18 protein-coding genes are annotated in these 19175 nt (G+C 70.7%); 2 read left to right on the forward strand and 16 right to left on the reverse strand.

Going from position 1 to position 19175, the window contains the following annotated elements:
* Window positions 1–27 precede the first annotated feature (27 nt).
* Window positions 28–1368, forward strand: coding sequence for an MFS transporter (locus StrepF001_RS00310; RefSeq protein WP_129796340.1), 1341 nt, complete (start codon window positions 28–30; stop codon window positions 1366–1368).
* Between the two features lie 26 nt (window positions 1369–1394).
* Here the strand turns inward: StrepF001_RS00310 and StrepF001_RS00315 are convergent, their stop codons facing one another.
* A complete protein-coding gene (locus StrepF001_RS00315; RefSeq protein WP_240797207.1) occupies window positions 1395–1991 on the reverse strand; it encodes a flavin reductase family protein in 597 nt (198 codons plus the stop codon).
* An 80-nt stretch (window positions 1992–2071) separates the two neighbouring features.
* On the opposite strand from StrepF001_RS00315, the gene StrepF001_RS00320 reads away from it, so the two are divergent.
* Window positions 2072–2284 (forward strand): hypothetical protein, encoded by a 213-nt coding sequence (locus StrepF001_RS00320; protein ID WP_129796341.1) that lies wholly within the window; start codon window positions 2072–2074, stop codon window positions 2282–2284.
* A gap of 1 nt (window position 2285) precedes the next feature.
* On the opposite strand, the gene StrepF001_RS00325 is transcribed toward StrepF001_RS00320, so the two are convergent.
* From StrepF001_RS00325 to StrepF001_RS00395, 15 genes are all read right to left on the reverse strand, one after another.
* A complete protein-coding gene (locus StrepF001_RS00325; protein ID WP_129796342.1) occupies window positions 2286–3137 on the reverse strand; it encodes an enoyl-CoA hydratase-related protein in 852 nt (283 codons plus the stop codon).
* A 22-nt stretch (window positions 3138–3159) separates the two neighbouring features.
* Window positions 3160–5388 (reverse strand): acetate--CoA ligase family protein, encoded by a 2229-nt coding sequence (locus tag StrepF001_RS00330; protein ID WP_129796343.1) that lies wholly within the window; start codon window positions 5386–5388, stop codon window positions 3160–3162.
* Between the two features lie 379 nt (window positions 5389–5767).
* Window positions 5768–6196 (reverse strand): DUF2267 domain-containing protein, encoded by a 429-nt coding sequence (locus StrepF001_RS00335; RefSeq protein WP_129796344.1) that lies wholly within the window; start codon window positions 6194–6196, stop codon window positions 5768–5770.
* A 96-nt stretch (window positions 6197–6292) separates the two neighbouring features.
* On the reverse strand, window positions 6293–8212 hold the full coding sequence (locus StrepF001_RS00340; RefSeq protein WP_129796345.1) for an MFS transporter: 1920 nt from the start codon (window positions 8210–8212) through the stop codon (window positions 6293–6295).
* Between the two features lie 82 nt (window positions 8213–8294).
* Window positions 8295–8687 (reverse strand): hypothetical protein, encoded by a 393-nt coding sequence (locus tag StrepF001_RS45335; protein ID WP_165396110.1) that lies wholly within the window; start codon window positions 8685–8687, stop codon window positions 8295–8297.
* A 1-nt stretch (window position 8688) separates the two neighbouring features.
* Complete coding sequence (locus StrepF001_RS00350; RefSeq protein ID WP_129796347.1) at window positions 8689–9186, reverse strand: Hsp20/alpha crystallin family protein; 498 nt, start codon at window positions 9184–9186, stop codon at window positions 8689–8691.
* A gap of 47 nt (window positions 9187–9233) precedes the next feature.
* Entirely contained in the window at window positions 9234–11021 is a 1788-nt protein-coding gene (locus StrepF001_RS00355; RefSeq protein WP_129796348.1) for an FAD-dependent oxidoreductase, read from the reverse strand.
* On the reverse strand, window positions 11021–11281 hold the full coding sequence (locus tag StrepF001_RS00360) for a UBP-type zinc finger domain-containing protein (protein ID WP_129796349.1): 261 nt from the start codon (window positions 11279–11281) through the stop codon (window positions 11021–11023). Before StrepF001_RS00360 ends, StrepF001_RS00355 begins: the two co-directional genes overlap by 1 nt.
* Window positions 11278–11745: a thioredoxin gene (gene trxA / locus StrepF001_RS00365; RefSeq protein WP_129796350.1), complete on the reverse strand. Its 468-nt coding sequence runs from the start codon at window positions 11743–11745 to the stop codon at window positions 11278–11280. The genes StrepF001_RS00360 and trxA overlap by 4 nt, the downstream gene beginning before the upstream one ends.
* The gene (clpB, locus tag StrepF001_RS00370; protein ID WP_129796351.1) at window positions 11742–14381 is read right to left on the reverse strand and encodes an ATP-dependent chaperone ClpB; all 2640 of its coding nucleotides are present in this window, start codon (window positions 14379–14381) and stop codon (window positions 11742–11744) included. Before clpB ends, trxA begins: the two co-directional genes overlap by 4 nt.
* Complete coding sequence (locus tag StrepF001_RS00375) at window positions 14372–14746, reverse strand: chaperone modulator CbpM (RefSeq protein WP_129796352.1); 375 nt, start codon at window positions 14744–14746, stop codon at window positions 14372–14374. Before StrepF001_RS00375 ends, clpB begins: the two co-directional genes overlap by 10 nt.
* Window positions 14743–15675, reverse strand: a complete 933-nt coding sequence (locus tag StrepF001_RS00380; protein ID WP_129796353.1) for a J domain-containing protein — start codon at window positions 15673–15675, stop codon at window positions 14743–14745. The genes StrepF001_RS00375 and StrepF001_RS00380 overlap by 4 nt, the downstream gene beginning before the upstream one ends.
* 6 nt (window positions 15676–15681) lie before the next feature.
* Window positions 15682–16266: a nucleotide exchange factor GrpE gene (locus tag StrepF001_RS00385; RefSeq protein ID WP_129796354.1), complete on the reverse strand. Its 585-nt coding sequence runs from the start codon at window positions 16264–16266 to the stop codon at window positions 15682–15684.
* A 10-nt stretch (window positions 16267–16276) separates the two neighbouring features.
* The gene (gene dnaK / locus StrepF001_RS00390) at window positions 16277–18193 is read right to left on the reverse strand and encodes a molecular chaperone DnaK (RefSeq protein WP_129796355.1); all 1917 of its coding nucleotides are present in this window, start codon (window positions 18191–18193) and stop codon (window positions 16277–16279) included.
* Window positions 18194–18277: 84 nt separating this feature from the next.
* Window positions 18278–18805, reverse strand: a complete 528-nt coding sequence (locus StrepF001_RS00395) for a general stress protein (protein WP_240797208.1) — start codon at window positions 18803–18805, stop codon at window positions 18278–18280.
* Window positions 18806–19175: the final 370 nt, after the last annotated feature.

A 19175-nucleotide genomic window follows, 5' to 3' on the forward strand; every position in this document is an offset into this window, starting at 1 on the left:
CACTCGATCGGAGTGATCGCAGACCGGATGCTCTATGGCGTGACCCAGACAACCGACGCCACCACAGCCGTAGAGGAATCCGGTACCAGCAAGAAGCGGCGCCCGCGGCGGAGCCGCACCCTGTCACTGCACCGTGCCTGGTTCGTCGCCGCCGTCACCTTTGTGACGATCATCGGCGCGGCCGCCTTCCGTTCCCTGCCCGGCCTGCTCATCGACCCGCTGAACCAGGAGTTCGGCTGGTCGCGCGGCACGATCGGCGCCGCGGTCTCGATCAACCTCGCGCTGTACGGGCTCACCGCCCCCTTCGCGGCCGCGCTGATGGACCGCTTCGGCATCCGGCGGGTCGTCGCCGGGGCGCTGACCCTGATCGCCCTCGGTTCGGGCCTCACGTACTGGATGACGGCGGCCTGGCAGCTGCTGCTGTGCTGGGGCCTGCTGGTCGGGCTGGGGTCCGGCTCGATGGCGCTGGCGTTCGCGGCGACGGTCACCAACCGCTGGTTCACCGAGCGGCGCGGCCTGGTCACCGGCATCCTCACGGCCGCCTCGGCCTCCGGCCAGCTGATCTTCCTGCCCGTGCTGTCCTGGATGGTCGAGACGCACGACTGGCGCCCGGCCGCGGTGACGGTGGCCCTGGCGGCCCTCGCGGTCGTCCCCTTCGTCTGGCTGCTGCTGCGCGACCACCCGGCCGACGTGGGCCTGAAGCCGTACGGGGCGAAGGAGTTCGTGCCCAAGCCGGAGCCCGTGCCGGGCGCCGCGCGCCGTGCGGTCACCGTGCTGCTGAAGGCGGCCCGCACCGGCCCGTTCTGGCTGCTCGCCGGCACCTTCGCGATCTGCGGCGCCTCCACCAACGGCCTGATCCAGACCCACTTCGTGCCCGCCGCCCACGACGAGCACATGCCCGTCACCACGGCGGCCTCACTGCTCGCGGTCATCGGGGTGTTCGACGTGGTCGGCACGGTGGCCTCGGGCTGGTTCACCGACCGCTTCGACGCACGCCGCCTGCTCGCGGTCTACTACGCCCTGCGCGGCATCTCGCTGCTGTTCCTCCCCATGCTGCTCGCGCCGAGCGTCCACCCCCCGATGCTGTTCTTCATCGTCTTCTACGGCCTGGACTGGGTCGCCACCGTCCCGCCCACCGTGGCGCTGTGCCGCGAGCAGTACGGCGACGACAGCGCGATCGTCTTCGGCTGGGTCCTCGCCTCCCACCAGGTCGGCGCGGCGCTCGTGGCCTTCCTCGGCGGTGTGGCGCGGGACGTCTTCGGGTCGTACGACATGGTCTGGGTCGCGTCCGGAGCGCTGTGCGCGGCGGCGGCGCTGATGTCGCTGGTGATCAGGCGGCGGCCGGCCGCGGTACCGGCGGTGGCTTGATCAGTGGCTTGAGCGGTGGTGGCGGTCTAGAGGAAGCGCCCCTTGTGGAACAGCAAGGGACGGCCGTCCTCCTCGCCCGTCCCCAGTGCGTCCACCCGGCCCACCACGATCAGGTGGTCGCCGCCCGTGTGCACCGCGTGGATCGTGCAGTCGATCCACGCGAGCGCGCCCGCGAGGCGCGGTGAGCCGGACGCGGGCGCGGCGTCGTGGGCGACACCCGCGAACTTGTCCGCGCCGCTGACCGCGAAGCCACGGCACAGCTCGCCCTGGTGGTCCGCCAGGACGTTGACGCAGAAGACGCCGGCGCGGGCGATGCGCGGCCAGGTCGTCGATGTACGGCCGACCATGAAGGCGACGAGGGGCGGGTCGAGGGACAGGGAGGAGAAGGACTGGCAGGCGAAGCCGGCGGGGCCGGACTCGCCGTCGGCGGCGGGTGCGGTGACAACGGCCACGCCCGTCGCGAAGTTCCCGAGCACCCGCCGGAACTCGGCCTGCCCGACCGGCGCGCGCTCGTCCTCGCCGACACAGCGGAGCTCGGGGCGCGGCAACGGCTCCACGGGCGCCGCCGCCCCGGCCGCCCGGAGGTAGCGGACGGCGGCTTCGGCCATGCCTGCTTGTCCCATCACGCCCATCATTGAAGCTGACGGTACGTCAGATGGGAAGGGCCGTGCGGCGCGCGAAGGGCCCCGCGTACCCTGCGCGCATGGGGTGGGGAGAAGGACGGCAGAGGCTCGCGCGTACGGGGCTGACCTGGGACTGGGCCGAACTCACGGAGCTGCCCGCCCGGTCCGGGGACTGGGACTACGGCAGGTGCGACGGCGCCGGCACCTGGACCCTCGACCGGAAGGGCCGCAACGACCTCTACGCCGAGGACGGCCCCGACGCGGGGGAGCTGTGGATCCTGGCGCGGGACTGACTCAACGGCCCCTGAACTCCGCATTCCTGCGCTCCACGAAGCTCGCCACGCCTTCCTGGGCGTCCTTGGTCGTCATGTTGATCTCCTGTGCGGCCGCCTCCGCGGCGAAGGCAGTGGCGCGGTCGCTGTCGAGGGAGGCGTTGACGAGCTGCTTGGTCAGGGCGAGGGTGCGGGTCGGGCCGGCGGCGAGGCGGGCCGCCCACTCACGGGCCGTCTTGTCCAACTCCCCGTCCGGGACGACACGGTTGACGAGCCCGAGGCGCTCGGCGTCGGCCGCGGTGAGCGCGTCACCGAAGAACAGCAGCTCCTTCGCCCGTTGCGGGCCGATCAGGCGGGGGAGGAGATAGGCGCCGCCGCCGTCCGGTACGAGTCCCCGGCGTACGAACACCTCGATGAACCGGGCCGATTCTGCCGCGAGGACAAGGTCGCAGGCGAACGCGAGATGTGCGCCGATGCCCGCCGCCGTGCCGTTCACCGCGGCGATCACCGGCTTCTCGCAGTCGAGGACGGCGGCGATCAGGCGCTGGGCGCCGAGCCGGATCGTACGGGTCACGTCACCGACGACCGGTTCACCGGCCGCGGCTGCCCTGCGCAGGTCCGCGCCCGCGCAGAATCCGCGTCCCGTTCCGGTGATCACCACGGCCCGTACGTCCGGGTCCGCGGAGGCTTCGGAGAACCGTCGGATGAGGTGTTCGCGCTGGTCAGGGGTGATGGCGTTGAGGGTTTCGGGGCGGTTGAGGGTGATGCGGCAGACCTGATTGTCAGTGGCGTGCAGTATCAATGACTCAGCGGAAATTTCCGACGACACCGGATTCTCCGCAGGATTCACGTCTGTACGGGGGAAATCAGGCATGTTCATCTCAGCGGCACCCATGTCAGCGGCACACCACCAACGCGTCCAGCGCCACCGCACCCTGCCCCCGGGGCAGCACCATCAGCGGGTTGATGTCCAACTCGGACAGCTCGTCCCCGAGTTCCAGCGCCATGCGCTGCACCCGCAGGATCACCTCGACGAGCGCGTCGACATCGGCCGGTGGCCGCCCCCGCACCCCGTCCAGCAGGGCCCGCCCGCGCAGGTCGCCGAGCATGTCCCGCGCCTGGTCCTCGCCGAACGGCGGCACGCGCACCGTCGCGTCCCGCAGCACCTCCACGAGCACACCGCCGAGCCCGACGGTCACGGTCGGCCCGAACAGATCGTCGTGGGTGACGCCGACGACCATCTCGACGCCCTGCTCGACCATCTGGCACACCAGGACGCCGTCCAGCGAGACGCCCTCGTAGCGGGCGATGTCGGTCAGCTCGCGATAGGCGTCGCGGACCTGGGCGGCGGAGGTCAGCCCGATTTTCACCAGGCCGAGCTCCGTCTTGTGGGCGAGCTGCGCGCCGGACGCCTTCATCACCACCGGGTAGCCCACCAGCCCCGCCGCCCGGACGGCCGCCGCCGCGCTGGTCACCAGCTGCTCGCGCGGCACCCGGATCCCGTACGCCCGCAGCAGCTGCTTGGCCGCATGCTCACTCAAGCGCTGCCCGGCCCGCATCAGTTCCCGCGCCTTGCGGAAGGAGGGCGAGGGGGTGCGCGGCGCCTCGTCGAAGGGGGAGCGGTAGTCACGGACGAAGCGGTGGTGGGCGAGGTGGGCGCGGACGGCGGTGAGACAGTTGCCGACGGTGCGGAAGGTGGCCACCCGCGAGGACCCGAGCAGCACTTCGCGGTACGCCGGTTCCGTGCCGACCGGCGACCCCCACACCACGCACACCAGCTTGTCCGTCCGCTCGGCCGCGTCCACCAGGTCCCGCACGAGCCGGTCGCTCAAGGGCGGGAAGGGCCCGGTGATCGGACAGATCAGCACCCCGACCTCGGGGTCGTCCAGGATCGCGTCGATGATCTTCCGTCCGCGCCAGTCGCCCACCGGGTGACCGCCGTTGTCGACCGGGTTGGCCACGCTGAGGTACTCCGGTATCCACTGGTGCAGCTCGGACTGCCTGGCCTCGGAGAGCACCGGCAGCCGCAGCCCCGCCGACACCGCCAGGTCGGCGACGTGCGCGCCCGTGCCGCCCGAGATCGAATAGACGACGACACCGTCGGCGCGCGGCGGGCGGGCGCGGGCCAGCAGAGCAGCGGTGTCCTGCAGCTCGTCGAGCCCGTCGACCCGGATCACCCCGTACTGCCGCATCGCCGCGTCCACCACCGCGTCCGCGCCGGTCAGCTTGCCGGTGTGCGAGGCGGCCGTACGGGAACCGGTCTCGGTGCGGCCCACCTTGACCGCGACGACCGGCACCCCGCGCCGGGCGGCCCGGTCGGCGGCGAGCAGGAAGGAGCGGCCGTCCTTCAGGCCCTCCACGTAGGCGGCGATGGCGCCGACCTCCGGTTGTTCGGCGAAGTAGGAGAGGAAGTCGGCGGCCTCCAGGTCGGCCTCGTTGCCGGTCGGCGCCCAGTGGGACAGACGGACGCCGAGCTCCTGCAGGGCGAAGACGGGACGGCCCTGGTGCCCGGACTGGGTGATCAGGGCGATCGCCGGCCCGTCCAGGTCGTCGCGGAACTTCTCGAACGCGTTGAGGTTGGTGTTCGGCCCCAGCAGCCGCATCCCCGACCGCCGGACGGCGGCGGCGAGCCGGTCCTGCGCGGCCGCGCCCTCCTCGCCCGTCTCCGCGAACCCGGAGGCGAAGGCGACCGCGAACCGCACCTTGGCCTCGGCGAGTTCCTCGATCACGGGAAGGGGGTCGGCGACCAGCAGTACGGCGAGATCCACCTGCTCGGGCAGGTCGGCGACGGAAGGAGCACACGGTATGCCGAAGACGGACTCGCGGGTGGGGTGCACGGGGTGCAGTCGCGCCCCGACCCGCCCGGCCCACGCGACCAACTGCCGCGTGATGCCGGTGTTCGGACGCCCGTCGGCGTCCGAGGCGCCGATCACGGCAACGGACTCGGGGCGGAAGAAGCGGTCCAGATCGGGGACGTCGGCGTACAGCGGACGGCCGCTGACATCGAGGTCGTCCACGTCCGCCGGACGGCCGTGCACGGCGGGGCCGGGCCGCTGCTCGCCGCAGGCGATGGCCCGGGCCCGGCGGGAGTCGGTGGTGAGAGTGCCGTGGGTTGATCCAAGCATCGGTCCGCCCGCTCCTGTGTGACAGCCACCAACAACAACTAACTGACGCAATGTCAGATTACTGAACTGACGCACTGTCAGGAACTGGTGTGCAGGGGGCAATCGAGGGCGGAGCAAGCAGGAAGGGGAAGCGACGCCCGCTATAGCCGGGGCTTGACCTCGAAGCGGGGGTCGAGGTCGGGGTGGTCGACCCCGACAAGTTCGGTCACCAGGCGGTGGACTTGGGTCAGGTCGTGCAGGAGGGCGCGGGTTTCCTCGGGCGGTACGCCCGCTCGGCGGGCGATCTCGTCCAGGTGGACCGCCTCGCCGTCGTTGTCGGCCTGGGCGTTGGTTCATCCCTTCGTGGTCGTGATGGCCGGACGGCCGCCGGCCGCGGAGGTCATGGCAGGAGCGCGGCAAACGAGTTCGGGACCCGGGATTTCAGGTGCTGCCATTCGCCCTCGCTCACATGGCGTTCCAGAGATTTCAGGACGGTGCGCACCAGCTGCTCGTTGCCACCTTCGACCGCGTAGGGGAATTCACTGCGGATCCGTTCGAAGAATTCCTCGTTGCTCATCTTCACGGGGGTCTCAGCCGGCTTCCAGCCGTCGTAGTACATGCCCCTGATGATGGTCGGCAGCTGGGCGCCGAACTGTACGGCCGTCTCGACCGGGAGGCGATCCCGGAGGGGGTGCAGCACGGCACGCAGTGCCGCGTACGACTGCTTGCGCCGTTCCTTGGGCCATCCGAAGGCCTCTTCCACGTCTCTCAGGAGCCGGTTGGCCTTGTCCACCATGGTGTCGAAGGAGGAGAAACCTGTCTCAACCATTTCGTGGGCCTTTCGCTTGGGGCGCGTAGCTGGAGGGAGTCGACCTCTCCCGGGCTGATCCGTTGGGCCGGCTCCCTTCGTGTTTCGCGCGGCTGGTCATCGGGGATCGGGTGCGCTGCCGGGCCGGCCGGGCCCACCCGGCGGCGCGTAGCTGCCGTTCGGTAGGCGTGTGGCGCGGGCCTCCCGCTCTGCTTCACGCAGGGCCCGGCGGAAGCGGCCAGGGCCCCAGGAGCCTCCGAGCACGGCCCGTTCGAGTCGGTCGCGGCTGGTCGGCCCGGCGTCCTGGAGAGCCTGGGCGACCTGTTCGATCTCGTCGTCGAGGCGTTGTTCGGCCATGGCAGACGTACGGCTCGCCGTGCCGGCGGTGCCGACCATGCCCGGCGAGTAGAGGGCGCTGCCTGGTCCGGCGCCCGGGCGGTAGCGACGGGCTCCGGCGCGCTCCCGGTCCCGACGGCGGGCCGTGCGGTCGGCAATACGCAGCTCCCGCTCGTGCGCGGCCTGCCGGACGGGCGCGGGCAGGAGGCGGTCTCGTATGTCCTGCGGCGCGGGTTCGCCGCGCCAGGCTGCCTCGGCTTCCTCGGCTGTGAGCGGCCGGGCGATGTTCTCCAGGGACTGCTGTTCGGCCCTGACACCGAAGAAGACCTCGGCAATCCCGCCCAGAGCCATGGCCGCTGCTCCGACAAGGAAGCCGACGGCCACCAGCGTGGCGTCGCCGCTGTGAATGAAGTGGCCGAACAGAAGCGGGCCGGTGATGCCGCCCACGGCCGTGCCGACCGCGAAGAACAGCGAGATGGACAGGGCGCGGGTCTCCATGGGGAAGACCTCGCTGACCGTCAGATAGGCCGAGCTCGCTCCCGCGGAGGCCACGAAGAAGGTCAGTGACACCAGCAGGAAGAACCACCATGCCGTCAGGGAGCCGTTGATCAGCAGGACGGCGAGGACCGCTGCTACGACGGCCGAGCCGAAGTAGGTGCCCGCGATCATGGGTTTCCTGCCGACGGTGTCGAACAGACGGCCGAGGAGGAGCGGTCCGAGGAAGTTGGCGATCGCGAAGAGGGCCAGGAAGTACGGGACCGTGCCGGAGCCGATGTCGAAGAAGCCGGTCAGGATCGTGCCCAGGTCGAAGACGATCGCGTTGTACAGGAATGCCTGTCCGATGAAGAGCGCCAGTCCGAGGAGGGCGCGACGCGGGTACCGCTGCAGAGCCACGCGGGCGATCTCCGTGAACGGGATGACGTCACGCTGCCGCACGGTGACGGCCTCGCCCGGTTCCGGCAGCTCCAGGCCGGTCTCCTGGCGCACTTCGGCCTCGATCCGGTCGACGATGCGTTCGGCCTCGTCCTGGTGCCCGTGGATGAACAGCCAGCGCGGACTCTCCGGTACGTGGCGGCGGACCAGCATGATGCCCAGGCCCAGAATGCCGCCGAGACCGAAGGCCAGCCGCCAGCCGAGGTCGGCTGCCAGCAGACTCTCGTTGAGGAGCAACACAGCGGCCAGGCTGCCGAGCGCGGCGCCGACCCAGTAGCTGCCGTTGATGGCCAGGTCGACCTGCCCCCGGTTGCGGGCCGGGATCAGCTCGTCGACGGCCGAGTTGATCGCGGCGTACTCGCCGCCGATGCCCATGCCGGTGACGAATCGGGCGAGGTAGAGGTACCAGGCGTCCTGGGCGAACGCGGTCGCGACGGTGGCGAGGATGTAGATGCCGAGGGTGAGCATGAACAGCTTCTTGCGCCCGTAGCGGTCGGTGAGCCGCCCGAACAGGAGCGCGCCGGCACATGCGCCTGCCACGTAGATGGCGGCGGCGGTTCCTATGTCGGCGCTGGTGAGGTCGATGCCGCTGCCCGGCTCGGTCATGCGTGAGGCGACCGCGCCGACGATCGTCACTTCGAGTCCGTCCAGAATCCAGACGGCTCCCAGTCCGACGACGATCCGCCAGTGGAATCGCGACCACGGCAGCCGGTCGAGCCGGGCCGGAACCCTGGTGGTGACAACTCCGAGTTCGGCGGTGGTGGTCATGCCATGCCTTCCCGTCCGGGACAGGGGCTGTTCGCTGTAGAGGGACCGGACAGGCCGGATGGGTCCGGTCTGCATAGGGTGGTCATCTGTGCTGCGCTGCCACCTTCTCGGACACCGTTTTCGCTTCCTCGCGGAGGGCGACACGATGCTCTGGCGCTGCGCCCGTGGGTGCGGAGCGGAAGGGAGCAAGCGGTACCCGACGGCTGAGGACGCCGAGCGTTACGCGCGGGCGTTCGATCGCGAGGACCGGGTGGACATGGGCCGGCGAGCACCGCTGGGTCTGCTCCCGCTGCGGCTGCTGCGCGCCTGGCGTCTGCGGCGCCGAAAGGAAGCCGGTGGGGAACCGGGTGCCAAGTCTCCGCCGCAGTGAGCCGCTGTGGTAGGCGACGTCGTTCATGGCCATCAGCCCGGGCAGCGAGTCTGCCTGGCCTGGCCACGGTGCCGGATCGGTGTCCGGCACCGCCGCGTTCGGCATCTCAGGAGCTGCTCTCGCCGCTCTGGCCTGTCTCGCTGATCTCGATGTGCCGGGGTTTGGCAACCTCCGCCTTGGGCACGGTGATCGAGAGCACCCCGTCCGACATCTGTGCCTTGATCTTGTCGGTGTCCAACTCTCCGGGCAGCCGCAGCCGGTACTCGAAGGCTCCGGTGCGGCGTGTGCTGCGGCGCAGGACGCCCTTGCGTTCCTTCTCCTTGATCTCCCCGGTGACCACCAGCTCCTGGCCGCTGGCTTCGACGTCGACGTCCTTGCTCTTGACGCCGGGGAGTTCTATCTCGACATGGAACGCTTCGTCGGACTCCGTGACATCCGCCAGCGGCGTCCACGCGACTGCCGGCGCCGCGCCGCCCACCGTGGATTCGATCAGCCCGCTCATCTCGTTGACGAGTTGGTCGAACTCCGTCAGCGGATTGCGTGCCCATGCGAGGGGCCTGTCCTGCATTACGCCACCGCGGTGGCGCCGGACGGGCGTAGCCATGCCAATCGCCTCCATCTCCTTGTTGTGATCTCATCGCCCGCTCTGTGTCATGCGAGCCATGCGGACTCCTTGGGACGGGTGTGTGGGGAGCTGTCCGTGCCGCCGGGTACGGGCGTGTGGCCCAGGTAGCGGTGCACAAAGTGGATGCTCATCGCGCCTTCGCCGACCGCGGAGGCCACTCGTTTCACCGAGCCGCTGCGAACGTCACCGGCCGCGAAGACGCCCGGCAGGCTGGTCTCCAACGTCAGGCAGTTGCGGCCTTGGCTCTGCCACAGTTCGGGGACGGAGCAGGCCTGGGCCTCGGCCCCGGTGAGCACGAAGCCGCGTGCGTCGAGGACGAGCGTGCCGGACAGCCATTCGGTGTGGGGGTCGGCGCCGGTGAAGACGAACAGGGCACGGACCTCGACCCGGTGGTGCTCCCCGGTGCGGTGGTCGACCACGTCGACCGCCTCCAGCACCTGGTCGCCGATGGCCTCGGTGACCTCGGTGTGCAGGAGCACCCGTACCCGTGGGTGGCGTTCGATCTGGTCGATGAGGTAGCGGGACATGTGCGCGTCGAGGCTCGGCCCGCGGACGAGCAGATACACCTGAGGTGCGTAGCCGGCGAGGAAGAGTACGGCCTGGCCCGCGGAGTTGCCGCCGCCGACCACGGCCACGGGGTCGGTGCGGCACTGCTGGATCTCGTAGACGGTGGCCGAGTAATGGACGCTCGTGCCCTCCAGGCGTTCGATGCCGGGCACGTGGAGACGGCGGTAGCGGGCTCCGGTGGCCAGGACGACGGCGCGGGCGGTGATCTCGCTGCCGTCGGCGAACGCCACGGCGTAATGGCCGTCACGCGGCTCCAGGCGGGTCGCCTCCGCCGGAACGCTGATCCGGGCGCCGAACTTGTCCGCCTGGAGCACTCCGCGCTCCGTGAGTTCGGCGCCGGAGATACCGGAGGGGAAGCCGAAGCAGTTGTCGATGCGCGAGGACGTCCCGGCCTGGCCGCCGGTGGCCATGGCCTCGACCACGGTCGTGCCGAGGCCCTCGGAGGCGGCGTTCACCGCGGCGGCGAGACCTGCCGGGCCGGCGCCGACGATGAGCAGGTCGCCGCGGCCGTTGCCCGCGGGCAGGGGTGACAGGCCGATGAGCCGCGCCAGTTCGGCGTTGCTGGGGTTGCGCAGCAGGGTGGTGTCACGCCAGATGACCAGCGGCGTCTGCTCCGGACCGACGTCGAAGCGACGTAGCAGCGCCTCCGCCTCCTCGTCCGTCTCGAGGTCGACCCAGCGGTGCGGCAGCCGGTTGCGGGCGGCGAACTCGCGCAGCCGCCGGGTGTCGGGCGAGTAGCGCGAGCCGATGATGCGGAAACCGGCTCCCTGCCCGACGAGCAGGGCACGGCGGCCCAGGCAGGCACGCAGTATCAGGTCGCCGAGGTGGGAGTCCCGGGTCACCAGGTGACGCAGCTGGTCGATGGACAGGGCGAGGATCTCGCCGGGCTCGCGGACCACGGCGGTGTAGAAGGCCACCTGTCCGTTGAGCAGGCCGAGTTCGCCGATGAAGCGGCCGGGGCCGTGCACGCGCAGCAGGTGTTCGTCGGGCGTGCCGTAGTCCTCGACGATGGCGACGGAGCCGCTGAGGACGACGTAGAACGTCTCGCAGCGCTCCCCCTCCCGGATCAGCACGTCACCGGCGTTCACCGAGCGCCGCCGGCCGTGCTGCGCCAGGCGGGCCATCTGGTCGTCCGACAGGCGGGGATAGGCACCGTAGACGTCGGGGGTCTCGAAGGGGACGGTCTCCTCCGCCTCGTCCGGCACCGGCACCGGCGCTGCGCGCTGCCGCGTCTCGTCGCCGGACATCACACGAACGCCTCGTGGACGAAACACCACCGCCAGTCCTCGCCGGGCTCCAGCGAGGCCGCGATCGGATGGCCCTCGGTGGCGGCGTGACGGCGGGCGTGCCGGTTCGGGGAGGAGTCGCAGCAGCCGACGTGGCCGCAGGTCAGGCAGAGCCTGAGGTGTACCCAGGGGGAGCGCGTGGCCAGGCATTCCTCGCAGCCCGGGGCGCGCGGGGCGACGGGGCGTACGAGTGCGAGGTGGGGGTCGGTCCGTACGGTCATGCTCCATCGCCCTTCTGAGCCGGCTCGCGGCCCGCGATCGACCGCTCCACCCACTGCCGCAGGGCAGGCGCCGGCGCGGCCCCCGCCTGCCGGGCGATGGTCTGCCCCTTGTCGAGGACCAGCAGCGTCGGCACCGCCTGGACCTCGAACCGGCGTGCCAGGCGCGGGTTCTTGTCGACGTCGACCTTGACCAGCTTGATCTTTCCTGCGAGATCGGTCGCGACCTTCTCCAGCGCGGGGCTCACCATCCGGCAGGGGCCGCACCATGTGGCCCACAGGTCGACGACGACGGGCACGGTGGCCTGCTCGACGACCTCGGCGAAGTCGTCGTCGCCCGCGTCGACCATCCACGGCAGGGGCTGTTTGCAGTTGCCGCAGGTGGGGCGGCCCTCCGCGGCCGCGGGCACCCGGTTGGTGCGCCCGCAGTGCGGGCAGGTGACGTTCGTGGCCTGCAGAGTGCTCATGCCGCCCTCGCCTCGCCCACGTCCTCGGGCTGATCGTAGGTGACCACCAGTTCGCCGTTCTGGGCGTCGACCCGGACGGTGGCGCCGTCCTGGACGTCGCCACGCAGCAGGGCCCGTCCGACGAGGGTTTCGACCTCGTGGGAGATGTAACGGCGCAGGGGCCGTGCCCCGTACACCGGGTCGTAGCCCTGGTGGGCTATCAACTCGCGTGCCGCGTCTGTGAGTTCGACGGTGATGCGACGCTCGGCGAGCCGACGGCGCAGCTCGTCGAACTGCAGCTCCACGATCCGCTCGATCTGGGCCTCGCCGAGCGGCTTGAACAGCACGATGTCATCGACCCGGTTGAGGAACTCCGGCCGGAAGTGGCCGCGCAGTTCCCCCATGACGAGCGCCCGGGCGTCCGGCTTGATCTCCCCTTCGGCGGTGGCGCCGTCGAGGAGGTGCTCGGAGCCGATGTTGGACGTCATGATGATCACGGTGTTGCGGAAGTCGACGGTGCGGCCCTGGGAGTCGGTGATGCGGCCGTCGTCGAGGACCTGCAGCAGGGTGTTGAAGACGTCGGTGTGCGCCTTCTCGATCTCGTCGAACAGCACGACCGAGTACGGCTTGCGGCGCACGGCCTCGGTGAGCTGGCCGCCCTCTTCGTAGCCGACGTATCCGGGTGGCGCCCCCATCAGACGGCTGACGGTGTGGCGCTCCTGGTACTCGCTCATGTCGAGGCGGACCATGTTCTCCTCGGAGTCGAACAGGGCCCGGGCGAGCGTCTTGGCCAGTTCGGTCTTCCCGACGCCCGTGGGGCCGAGGAAGATGAACGAGCCGATGGGCCGGCGCGGGTCGCGGATGCCGGAGCGGGCCCGGATGATGGCGTCGGCCACCAAACTGACGGCCTCGTCCTGGCCGATGACCCGCTCGCGCAGGATCTCGTCCAGTCGTAGCAGCTTCTCCCGCTCGCCCTCCTTGAGGCGGGCGACGGGGATACCGGTCCAGGCGGCGACGATCTCGGCGATCTCCTCCTCGGTGACGACCTCACGCAGCAGCCGGTTCTGGCCCTGCTTGGCGGCGAGTTGCTCCTCCTCGGCGGCCAGGCGGCGCTCCAGGTCCCGCAGACGGCCGTAGCGCAGTTCCGCGGCGCGGTTGAGGTCGTAGTTCCGTTCGGCCTCCTCCGCCTCGTGACGGACCTGCTCCAGCTCCTGGCGCAGCTCCTGCACCCGGCGGATGGCCTGCCGTTCCGCCTCCCACTGGGCGTGCTTGGCGTCGGCCTCGGCGCGCAGGTCGGCCAGTTCCTTGCGCAGCTCCTCCAGGCGGGACTTGCTGGCCGGGTCGGTCTCCTTGGACAGGGCCGCCTCCTCGATCTCCAGGCGGGTCACCCGGCGAGTGATCTCGTCGAGTTCGGCGGGCATGGAGTCGATCTCGGTCCGCAGCCGGGCGCAGGCCTCGTCGACCAGGTCGATGGCCTTGTCGGGCAGGAAGCGGTCGGTGATGTAGCGGTGGGACATCGTCGCCGCCGCGACCAGCGCGGTGTCCTGGATCTTGACGCCGTGGAAGACCTCCAGGCGTTCGCGCAGGCCGCGCAGGATGGAGATGGTGTCCTCCACGCTGGGCTCGTCGACCAGTACCTGCTGGAAGCGGCGTTCGAGGGCGGCGTCCTTCTCGATGTGCTGCCGGTACTCGTCGAGCGTGGTCGCACCGATCATGTGCAGTTCGCCGCGGGCCAGCATCGGCTTGAGCATGTTGCCCGCGTCCATGGCTCCTTCGGCGGCGCCCGCGCCCACGACGGTGTGCAGCTCGTCGACGAAGAGGAGGATCCGGCCCTGCGCTGCCTTGACTTCGCTGAGCACGGCCTTGAGCCGTTCCTCGAACTCGCCGCGGTACTTGGCGCCGGCCACCAGCGAGCCCATGTCGAGGGCGAACACCGTCTTCTCGCGCAGACCCTCGGGCACGTCACCGCGCACGATGCGCTGGGCCAGGCCCTCGACGATGGCGGTCTTGCCGACGCCCGGGTCCCCGATGAGGACGGGGTTGTTCTTGGACTTGCGGCTGAGGATCTGGGTGACGCGGCGGATCTCCGCGTCCCGGCCGATGACCGGGTCCAGCTTCCCGGACCGGGCCTCGGCGACCAGGTCGCGACCGTACTTCTCCAACGCCTCATAAGCCACTTCGGGGTTGGCGGAGGTGACCCGCTGGTTGCCACGGACCTGGGTGAGCGAGTTCAGGAACGACTCGCGAGTCACGCCGTGCTCTTTCAGGAGCCGTCCGGCGGCGGTCGCCGAACCCTCCTCGGCCAGGGCGAGCAGCAGATGCTCCACGGAGACGTACTCGTCCTTGAGGCGTTTGGCCTCCCGCTCGGCCGCATCCAGCAGGCGGGCCAGGCGCTGGGTGACGAAGACCTGCCCGGGTGCCGCGCCGGGGCCGGTCACCCTGGGTCGCCGGGAGAGATCTTCCTTTACGGCCGCCCTCAGTTCCTTGGGCTCGGTGCCCGCCTGGTGCAGCAGCCGCGGGACCAGGCCCTCCTCCTGGTCGAGGAGGGCGAGCAGCAGGTGTTCGCCGTCGACCTCCGTCTGCCCCATGCGGACGGCGGCGGTCTGGGCCTCCTGGAGGGCTTCTTGGGACTTCTGGGTCAGGCGGTTCATGTCCATGGTGGTGGATCACTCCTCGTGCCGGCGCGGCGCAGCGCGGCTTCGAGCAGGCTGATGCGGTCGAGCAGGTCGAGCACCAGACCGAGGGATGCGTAGTTCAGGCACAGCCCGGTGCGCAGCCGCTGGACGCGGGCGAGGGCGGCCGGAGCCGTGGGGGCGAACACCAGCCGTCCGGAGGCGTCGCGCTCTGCGTCCACCAGTCCCAGGGCCACGAACCGGCGGATCATGTCGGGATGTAGGCCCGAGCGGCGGGCCACGGCCTCCAGGGAGAGCCGGGCAACGGGCACGAGCGCGTACTGGACGCGCGCCCCTGCCGGAGCCGTCCGCGACGCCGCCTGGCGCCCTTGGGCCGGTCGATCGCTCATCGGGTTCTCCTGGGATCGAAGGAGGAGACAGCGGCGAGCTCCTCGAACAATGCACGTTCACGGTCGCCGAGCCGGGGCGGCACCATGATCCGGAGCTCCGCGTACAGGTCGCCGCCCGTGCCGCGCGGTCCCGGCATGCCCTCGCCGCGCAGCCGCAGCCGCCGCCCGCTGGAGGACCCGGCGGGAACGGTCACCTTCGCCGTGGCGCCGCTGGGAGTGGGCACCGGCACGGTCGCGCCCAACGCGGCCTCCCACGGGGTGATCGGCAGCTGCACATGGACGTCCCTGCCCTCCAGGCGGAACACCGGGTGCGGCTGGATCCGCACCCGCAGGTAAAGGTCCCCGGCGGGGGCGTCGCCGCTGCCCCGGCCGCCCTGGCCGGCGAGCCGGATGCGCTGCCCGTCGGTGACCCCGGCCGGCACGTCGACCTCGTAGCGCCGCTGCCCGGAGGGCCCGGCGAGGGTGACCGTGCGGCGGCCGCCACGGTAGGCCTCCTCCACGGTGAGCGGCAGTTCGGCCTCCTGGTCGGCTCCCTGTACTCGCATCCGTCCGGCGCCGAAGAACGACCCGAACAGGTCCTCGAAGTCGACGCCTTCCTCGCCGAAGCCGGTGGTGCCGTACCGCACCCGGGGGCCACCGCCCGTGGCCCAGCGGAAGCCCCCGCCGGCTCCCGCACCGGCGCCGACCCGTTCCTCCCAGTCCTCGGGAACCTTGCGGAAGTCCTCGCCGAAGCGGTCGTAACGGGCCCGCTGTTCCGGATCGGACAGCACGCTGAAGGCCTCGTTGATCTCCTTGAACCGCTCCTCCGCCGAGGGGTCCTTGTTGATGTCGGGGTGGTACTTGCGGGCCAGGGAGCGATAGGCGCGCTGGATCTCGTCCCGGTCGGCGGTGCGGGGGACGCCGAGTACTTCGTAGAAGTCGCGTGCCATGGATCGTCACTCCCGCTTGGCGACGCTCACGGCGGCCGGCCTCAGCTGCCGATCGGCGTCTCCGTAGCCGGGGCGCAGGACCTGCACCACGGTGCCCGGTTCGGCGTCGGCATCCTGGACCACGCCGACGACCTCGTGCCGGGTGGGGTCGAAGGTGACGCCCGTCTCGTCGTGGCGCGGGTAGCCGAGGCGTTCAAGGGCGCTCACGGCCTGGTCACGCACGGCCCGTACGCCCTCGACGATCGCGCCGGGATCGGCGTCGGCGTGGCTCAGAGCGAGCTCCAGGTTGTCGATGACGGGCAGGAAGGCCGCGGCCGTACGCGCCCGCTCGGCAGCGCGTTCCCGCTCCAGCTCCCTGGCGTGCCGCTTGCGCAGGTTGTCCAGGTCGGCGAGGGCACGCCGCCAGCGGTCCTCGACCTCCTTCAGCGCGGCCGCGTACTCGTCGTCGGGTGTGCCCGCGCCGGTCGCGGCGTCGGGTCCGGGTTCGGCCTCCTCCGTCGGAGGGCCTGGCTGCGGCAGGTCTGCGCGCGGGGGCTGTACGGCGTCTTCCGGCGGCGGATCGGGGGCTCGGTCCTGGGCAGGGGTCGGCATGGCGGGCACCTCAGCCCTTGTCGAACTCGGCGTCGATCACGTCGTCGTCGCTGCCGGTACCACCCGGCGCGGCCCCGCCCGACGCGGATCCGTCCGGAGAACCGGCGTCCGTCGGGCCGCCCGCGGTCGCGCCGGCCTGGTGGGCCGCGAGTCCGGCGAAGACCTGTTGGAGTTCGGAGATCAGCGGCCGGACCTTGTCGACGCCGGCCTCGTTCTTGACCGCGTCGCGGGCCTCCCCGACCAGCATCTCGGCGCGGGCCTTCTCGTGTGCGGGCGCGGCGTCGCCGAGCTCGCCGAGGCGCTTTTCGACCTGGTAGGCGATCGCGTCCAGTTCGTTGCGGGCATCGACGGCCTCGCGCAGGGCCTGGTCCTCGCTGCGGTTGCGTTCCGCCTCCTGGACCATGCGCTCGACCTCGCTGCGGTCGAGGTTGGAGCTCTCGCTGATGGTGATGCCCTGTTCCTTGCCGGTGTCCTTGTCACGGGCGGTGACGTTGAGGATGCCGTTGGCGTCCACGTCGAAGGTGACCTCGATCTGCGGTTCTCCGCGCGGAGCCGGGCGAATGTCGGTCAGCTGGAAGCGGCCGAGCACCCGGTTGTCGGCGGCCCGCTCGCGCTCGCCCTGGAGGACCACCACGTCCACGGCGGGCTGGTTGTCCTCGGCGGTGGAGAAGGTCTCGGTACGGCGCACCGGGATGGTGGTGTTCCGTTCGATGATCTTCGTCATCACGCCGCCACGGGTCTCGACGCCCAGCGAGAGCGGTGTGACGTCGAGCAGCAGGACGTCCTTGACCTCGCCCTTGAGCACCCCGGCCTGGATCGCGGCGCCCATGGCCACGACCTCGTCGGGGTTCACGCTCATGTTGGGCTCCTTGCCGCCGGTCAGTCGTTTGACCAGGGTCTGGACCGCGGGAATGCGGGTGGAGCCGCCGACGAGGATGACCTCGTCGACGTCGTTCTCGCTGACCTTGGCGTCCTCCATGGCCTGCTTGACCGGGCCGAGGCAGCGCTCCACCAGGTCGCCGGTGATCTGCTCGAGGGTCGACCGCATGATCGTCGTGGTCAGGTGCTTCGGACCGGAGGCGTCGGCGGTGATGAACGGCAGGTTGACCTGCGTCTGGGTCACCGAGCTCAGCTCGGTCTTCGCCTTCTCCGCGGCCTCGAAGAGCCGCTGCAGCGCCTGCGGGTCCTTGCGCAGGTCGATGCCGTTGTCCTTCTGGAAGCTGTCGGCGAGGTGGTCGACGAGGCGACGGTCGAAGTCGTCGCCGCCCAGGTGGCTGTCGCCCGCGGTTGCCCGCACCTCGACCACACCGTCACCGACGTCGAGGATGCTCACGTCGAAGGTGCCTCCGCCGAGGTCGAAGACCAGCACCGTCTCGTGCTGCTTCTTGTCCATTCCGTACGCAAGGGCTGCCGCGGTCGGCTCGTTGATGATCCGCAGGACCTCCAGCCCGGCGATCTTGCCCGCGTCCTTGGTCGCTGTGCGCTGGGCGTCGTTGAAGTAGGCGGGTACGGTGATGACCGCCTCGGTGACGCGCTCGCCCAGCTGCTTGCCGGCGTCGTCGGCGAGTTTGCGCAGCACCAGGGCGCTGATCTCCTCCGGTGCGTACAGCTTGTCGCGCACCTTGAAGCGCGCGTTCCCGTGCTCGTCGGGTACGACGTCGAAGCCCACGGCCTTGGCTTCGTCGGAGATCTCGTCGTAGTGCCGGCCGATGAACCGCTTGGCCGAGTAAATGGTCCCCTTGGGGTTGAGGATCGCCTGGCGCCGGGCCAGCTGCCCCACAAGGCGCTCGCCGGTGTCGGTGAAGGCCACCACGGACGGTGTCGTGCGGTTGCCCTCGCTGTTGGGCACGACCGTCGGCTCGCCTCCCTCCCAGACGGCGATCACCGAGTTGGTGGTACCCAGGTCGATTCCGACTGCCTTGGCCATGAGGAACTCCTTCCGAGGCGAGGGCCGCGTCCGTCGGCGATCGTTCGCCCTCCGAGCCATGCGCGGCCGGTTTTCCGCAGTCGTTCAGGTGGCGGCGGCACCGCCATGAGGCCGGCCGCTCTTCCAGACCCCGTCGGACTTGGTCGCGTCGGCCCCGCTGTCCGGTCCGGCCAGCAGCCGGACCGCCTCGTCGGCGACGTCTTCGTCCGCCATGACGTCGTACCGGCTCGGTTGCATGGAGCGGATGGAGGCGAAGTCCCGGCGACCGCCCTGCGCTGCGTGCAGCACCAGGCCGAACAGGGCACCGACGATCGCTCCGAAGATCAGGCCGTACAGGGCGAGGAGCAGCCCGGAGAGCACTGGATTCACCCAGTTCAGCAGCCCGAATATCCAGCCGATGAGCACGCCGGGCAGCGCGCCGCTGGCCGCTCCGTGCAGCGCGGCCCCGCCGTAACCCAGACGACCGGTCACCTGTTCGACCAGGCGGACGTCCTGGCCGATGATGGCCACCCTCTCAACGGGAAAGCCCTGGTCGGACAGGTGGTCGACGGCGCGTTCGGCTTCCTGATAGGTCGGGTACGAGGCGATGGTCCTGCGGGCCTGCTCGTTCATCGGCCCAGTCCTTCCTGTCACCGGTTCGCCAGTGGTCCCCGCACACCCAGACTGGCCACCGGCGGGGGCGCCGCGCCTGCGCCTCGCGGAGTGAAAAGTGGCCTGTGCCGTCGGTCCGGGAGGACAAGGTGGCAGTGGGGTGAGCCCAGGGCAGTGGGGTACTCAGGGTATGGCTGAGCCACATCTCCGACGTCGGTGCGAACGGGTGATCTCATGGCCGCCGACCGTCCTGCACGAAGGTTGTGCCATCGCCTCTCCGACCGAGAGGAGAGCCGTTCCCCAGGCGGCGCTCGCCGCTCGGCGGACGAGCAGCCCGGATCCCACCAGCTGCCCGGAGAACTCGACCCGCACAGGCTGCTGGAGCTGTCTC

The sequence above is a fragment of the Streptomyces sp. F001 genome (assembly GCF_004187715.1).
Taxonomy (GTDB): domain Bacteria; phylum Actinomycetota; class Actinomycetes; order Streptomycetales; family Streptomycetaceae; genus Streptomyces; species Streptomyces flavusporus.

What these genes read in the sequence shown, in the direction of transcription:
- StrepF001_RS00310 (WP_129796340.1), top strand. Translation starts at nt 28, where the DNA reads ATGCTCTATGGCGTGACCCAGACAACCGACGCCACCACAGCCGTAGAG.
- StrepF001_RS00315 (WP_240797207.1), bottom strand. Translation starts at nt 1,991, where the DNA reads ATGGGACAAGCAGGCATGGCCGAAGCCGCCGTCCGCTACCTCCGGGCG.
- StrepF001_RS00320 (WP_129796341.1), top strand. Translation starts at nt 2,072, where the DNA reads ATGGGGTGGGGAGAAGGACGGCAGAGGCTCGCGCGTACGGGGCTGACC.
- StrepF001_RS00325 (WP_129796342.1), bottom strand. Translation starts at nt 3,137, where the DNA reads ATGCCTGATTTCCCCCGTACAGACGTGAATCCTGCGGAGAATCCGGTG.
- StrepF001_RS00330 (WP_129796343.1), bottom strand. Translation starts at nt 5,388, where the DNA reads ATGCTTGGATCAACCCACGGCACTCTCACCACCGACTCCCGCCGGGCC.
- StrepF001_RS00335 (WP_129796344.1), bottom strand. Translation starts at nt 6,196, where the DNA reads ATGGTTGAGACAGGTTTCTCCTCCTTCGACACCATGGTGGACAAGGCC.
- StrepF001_RS00340 (WP_129796345.1), bottom strand. Translation starts at nt 8,212, where the DNA reads ATGACCACCACCGCCGAACTCGGAGTTGTCACCACCAGGGTTCCGGCC.
- StrepF001_RS45335 (WP_165396110.1), bottom strand. Translation starts at nt 8,687, where the DNA reads ATGCCGAACGCGGCGGTGCCGGACACCGATCCGGCACCGTGGCCAGGC.
- StrepF001_RS00350 (WP_129796347.1), bottom strand. Translation starts at nt 9,186, where the DNA reads ATGGCTACGCCCGTCCGGCGCCACCGCGGTGGCGTAATGCAGGACAGG.
- StrepF001_RS00355 (WP_129796348.1), bottom strand. Translation starts at nt 11,021, where the DNA reads ATGTCCGGCGACGAGACGCGGCAGCGCGCAGCGCCGGTGCCGGTGCCG.
- StrepF001_RS00360 (WP_129796349.1), bottom strand. Translation starts at nt 11,281, where the DNA reads ATGACCGTACGGACCGACCCCCACCTCGCACTCGTACGCCCCGTCGCC.
- trxA (WP_129796350.1), bottom strand. Translation starts at nt 11,745, where the DNA reads ATGAGCACTCTGCAGGCCACGAACGTCACCTGCCCGCACTGCGGGCGC.
- clpB (WP_129796351.1), bottom strand. Translation starts at nt 14,381, where the DNA reads ATGGACATGAACCGCCTGACCCAGAAGTCCCAAGAAGCCCTCCAGGAG.
- StrepF001_RS00375 (WP_129796352.1), bottom strand. Translation starts at nt 14,746, where the DNA reads ATGAGCGATCGACCGGCCCAAGGGCGCCAGGCGGCGTCGCGGACGGCT.
- StrepF001_RS00380 (WP_129796353.1), bottom strand. Translation starts at nt 15,675, where the DNA reads ATGGCACGCGACTTCTACGAAGTACTCGGCGTCCCCCGCACCGCCGAC.
- StrepF001_RS00385 (WP_129796354.1), bottom strand. Translation starts at nt 16,266, where the DNA reads ATGCCGACCCCTGCCCAGGACCGAGCCCCCGATCCGCCGCCGGAAGAC.
- dnaK (WP_129796355.1), bottom strand. Translation starts at nt 18,193, where the DNA reads ATGGCCAAGGCAGTCGGAATCGACCTGGGTACCACCAACTCGGTGATC.
- StrepF001_RS00395 (WP_240797208.1), bottom strand. Translation starts at nt 18,805, where the DNA reads ATGAACGAGCAGGCCCGCAGGACCATCGCCTCGTACCCGACCTATCAG.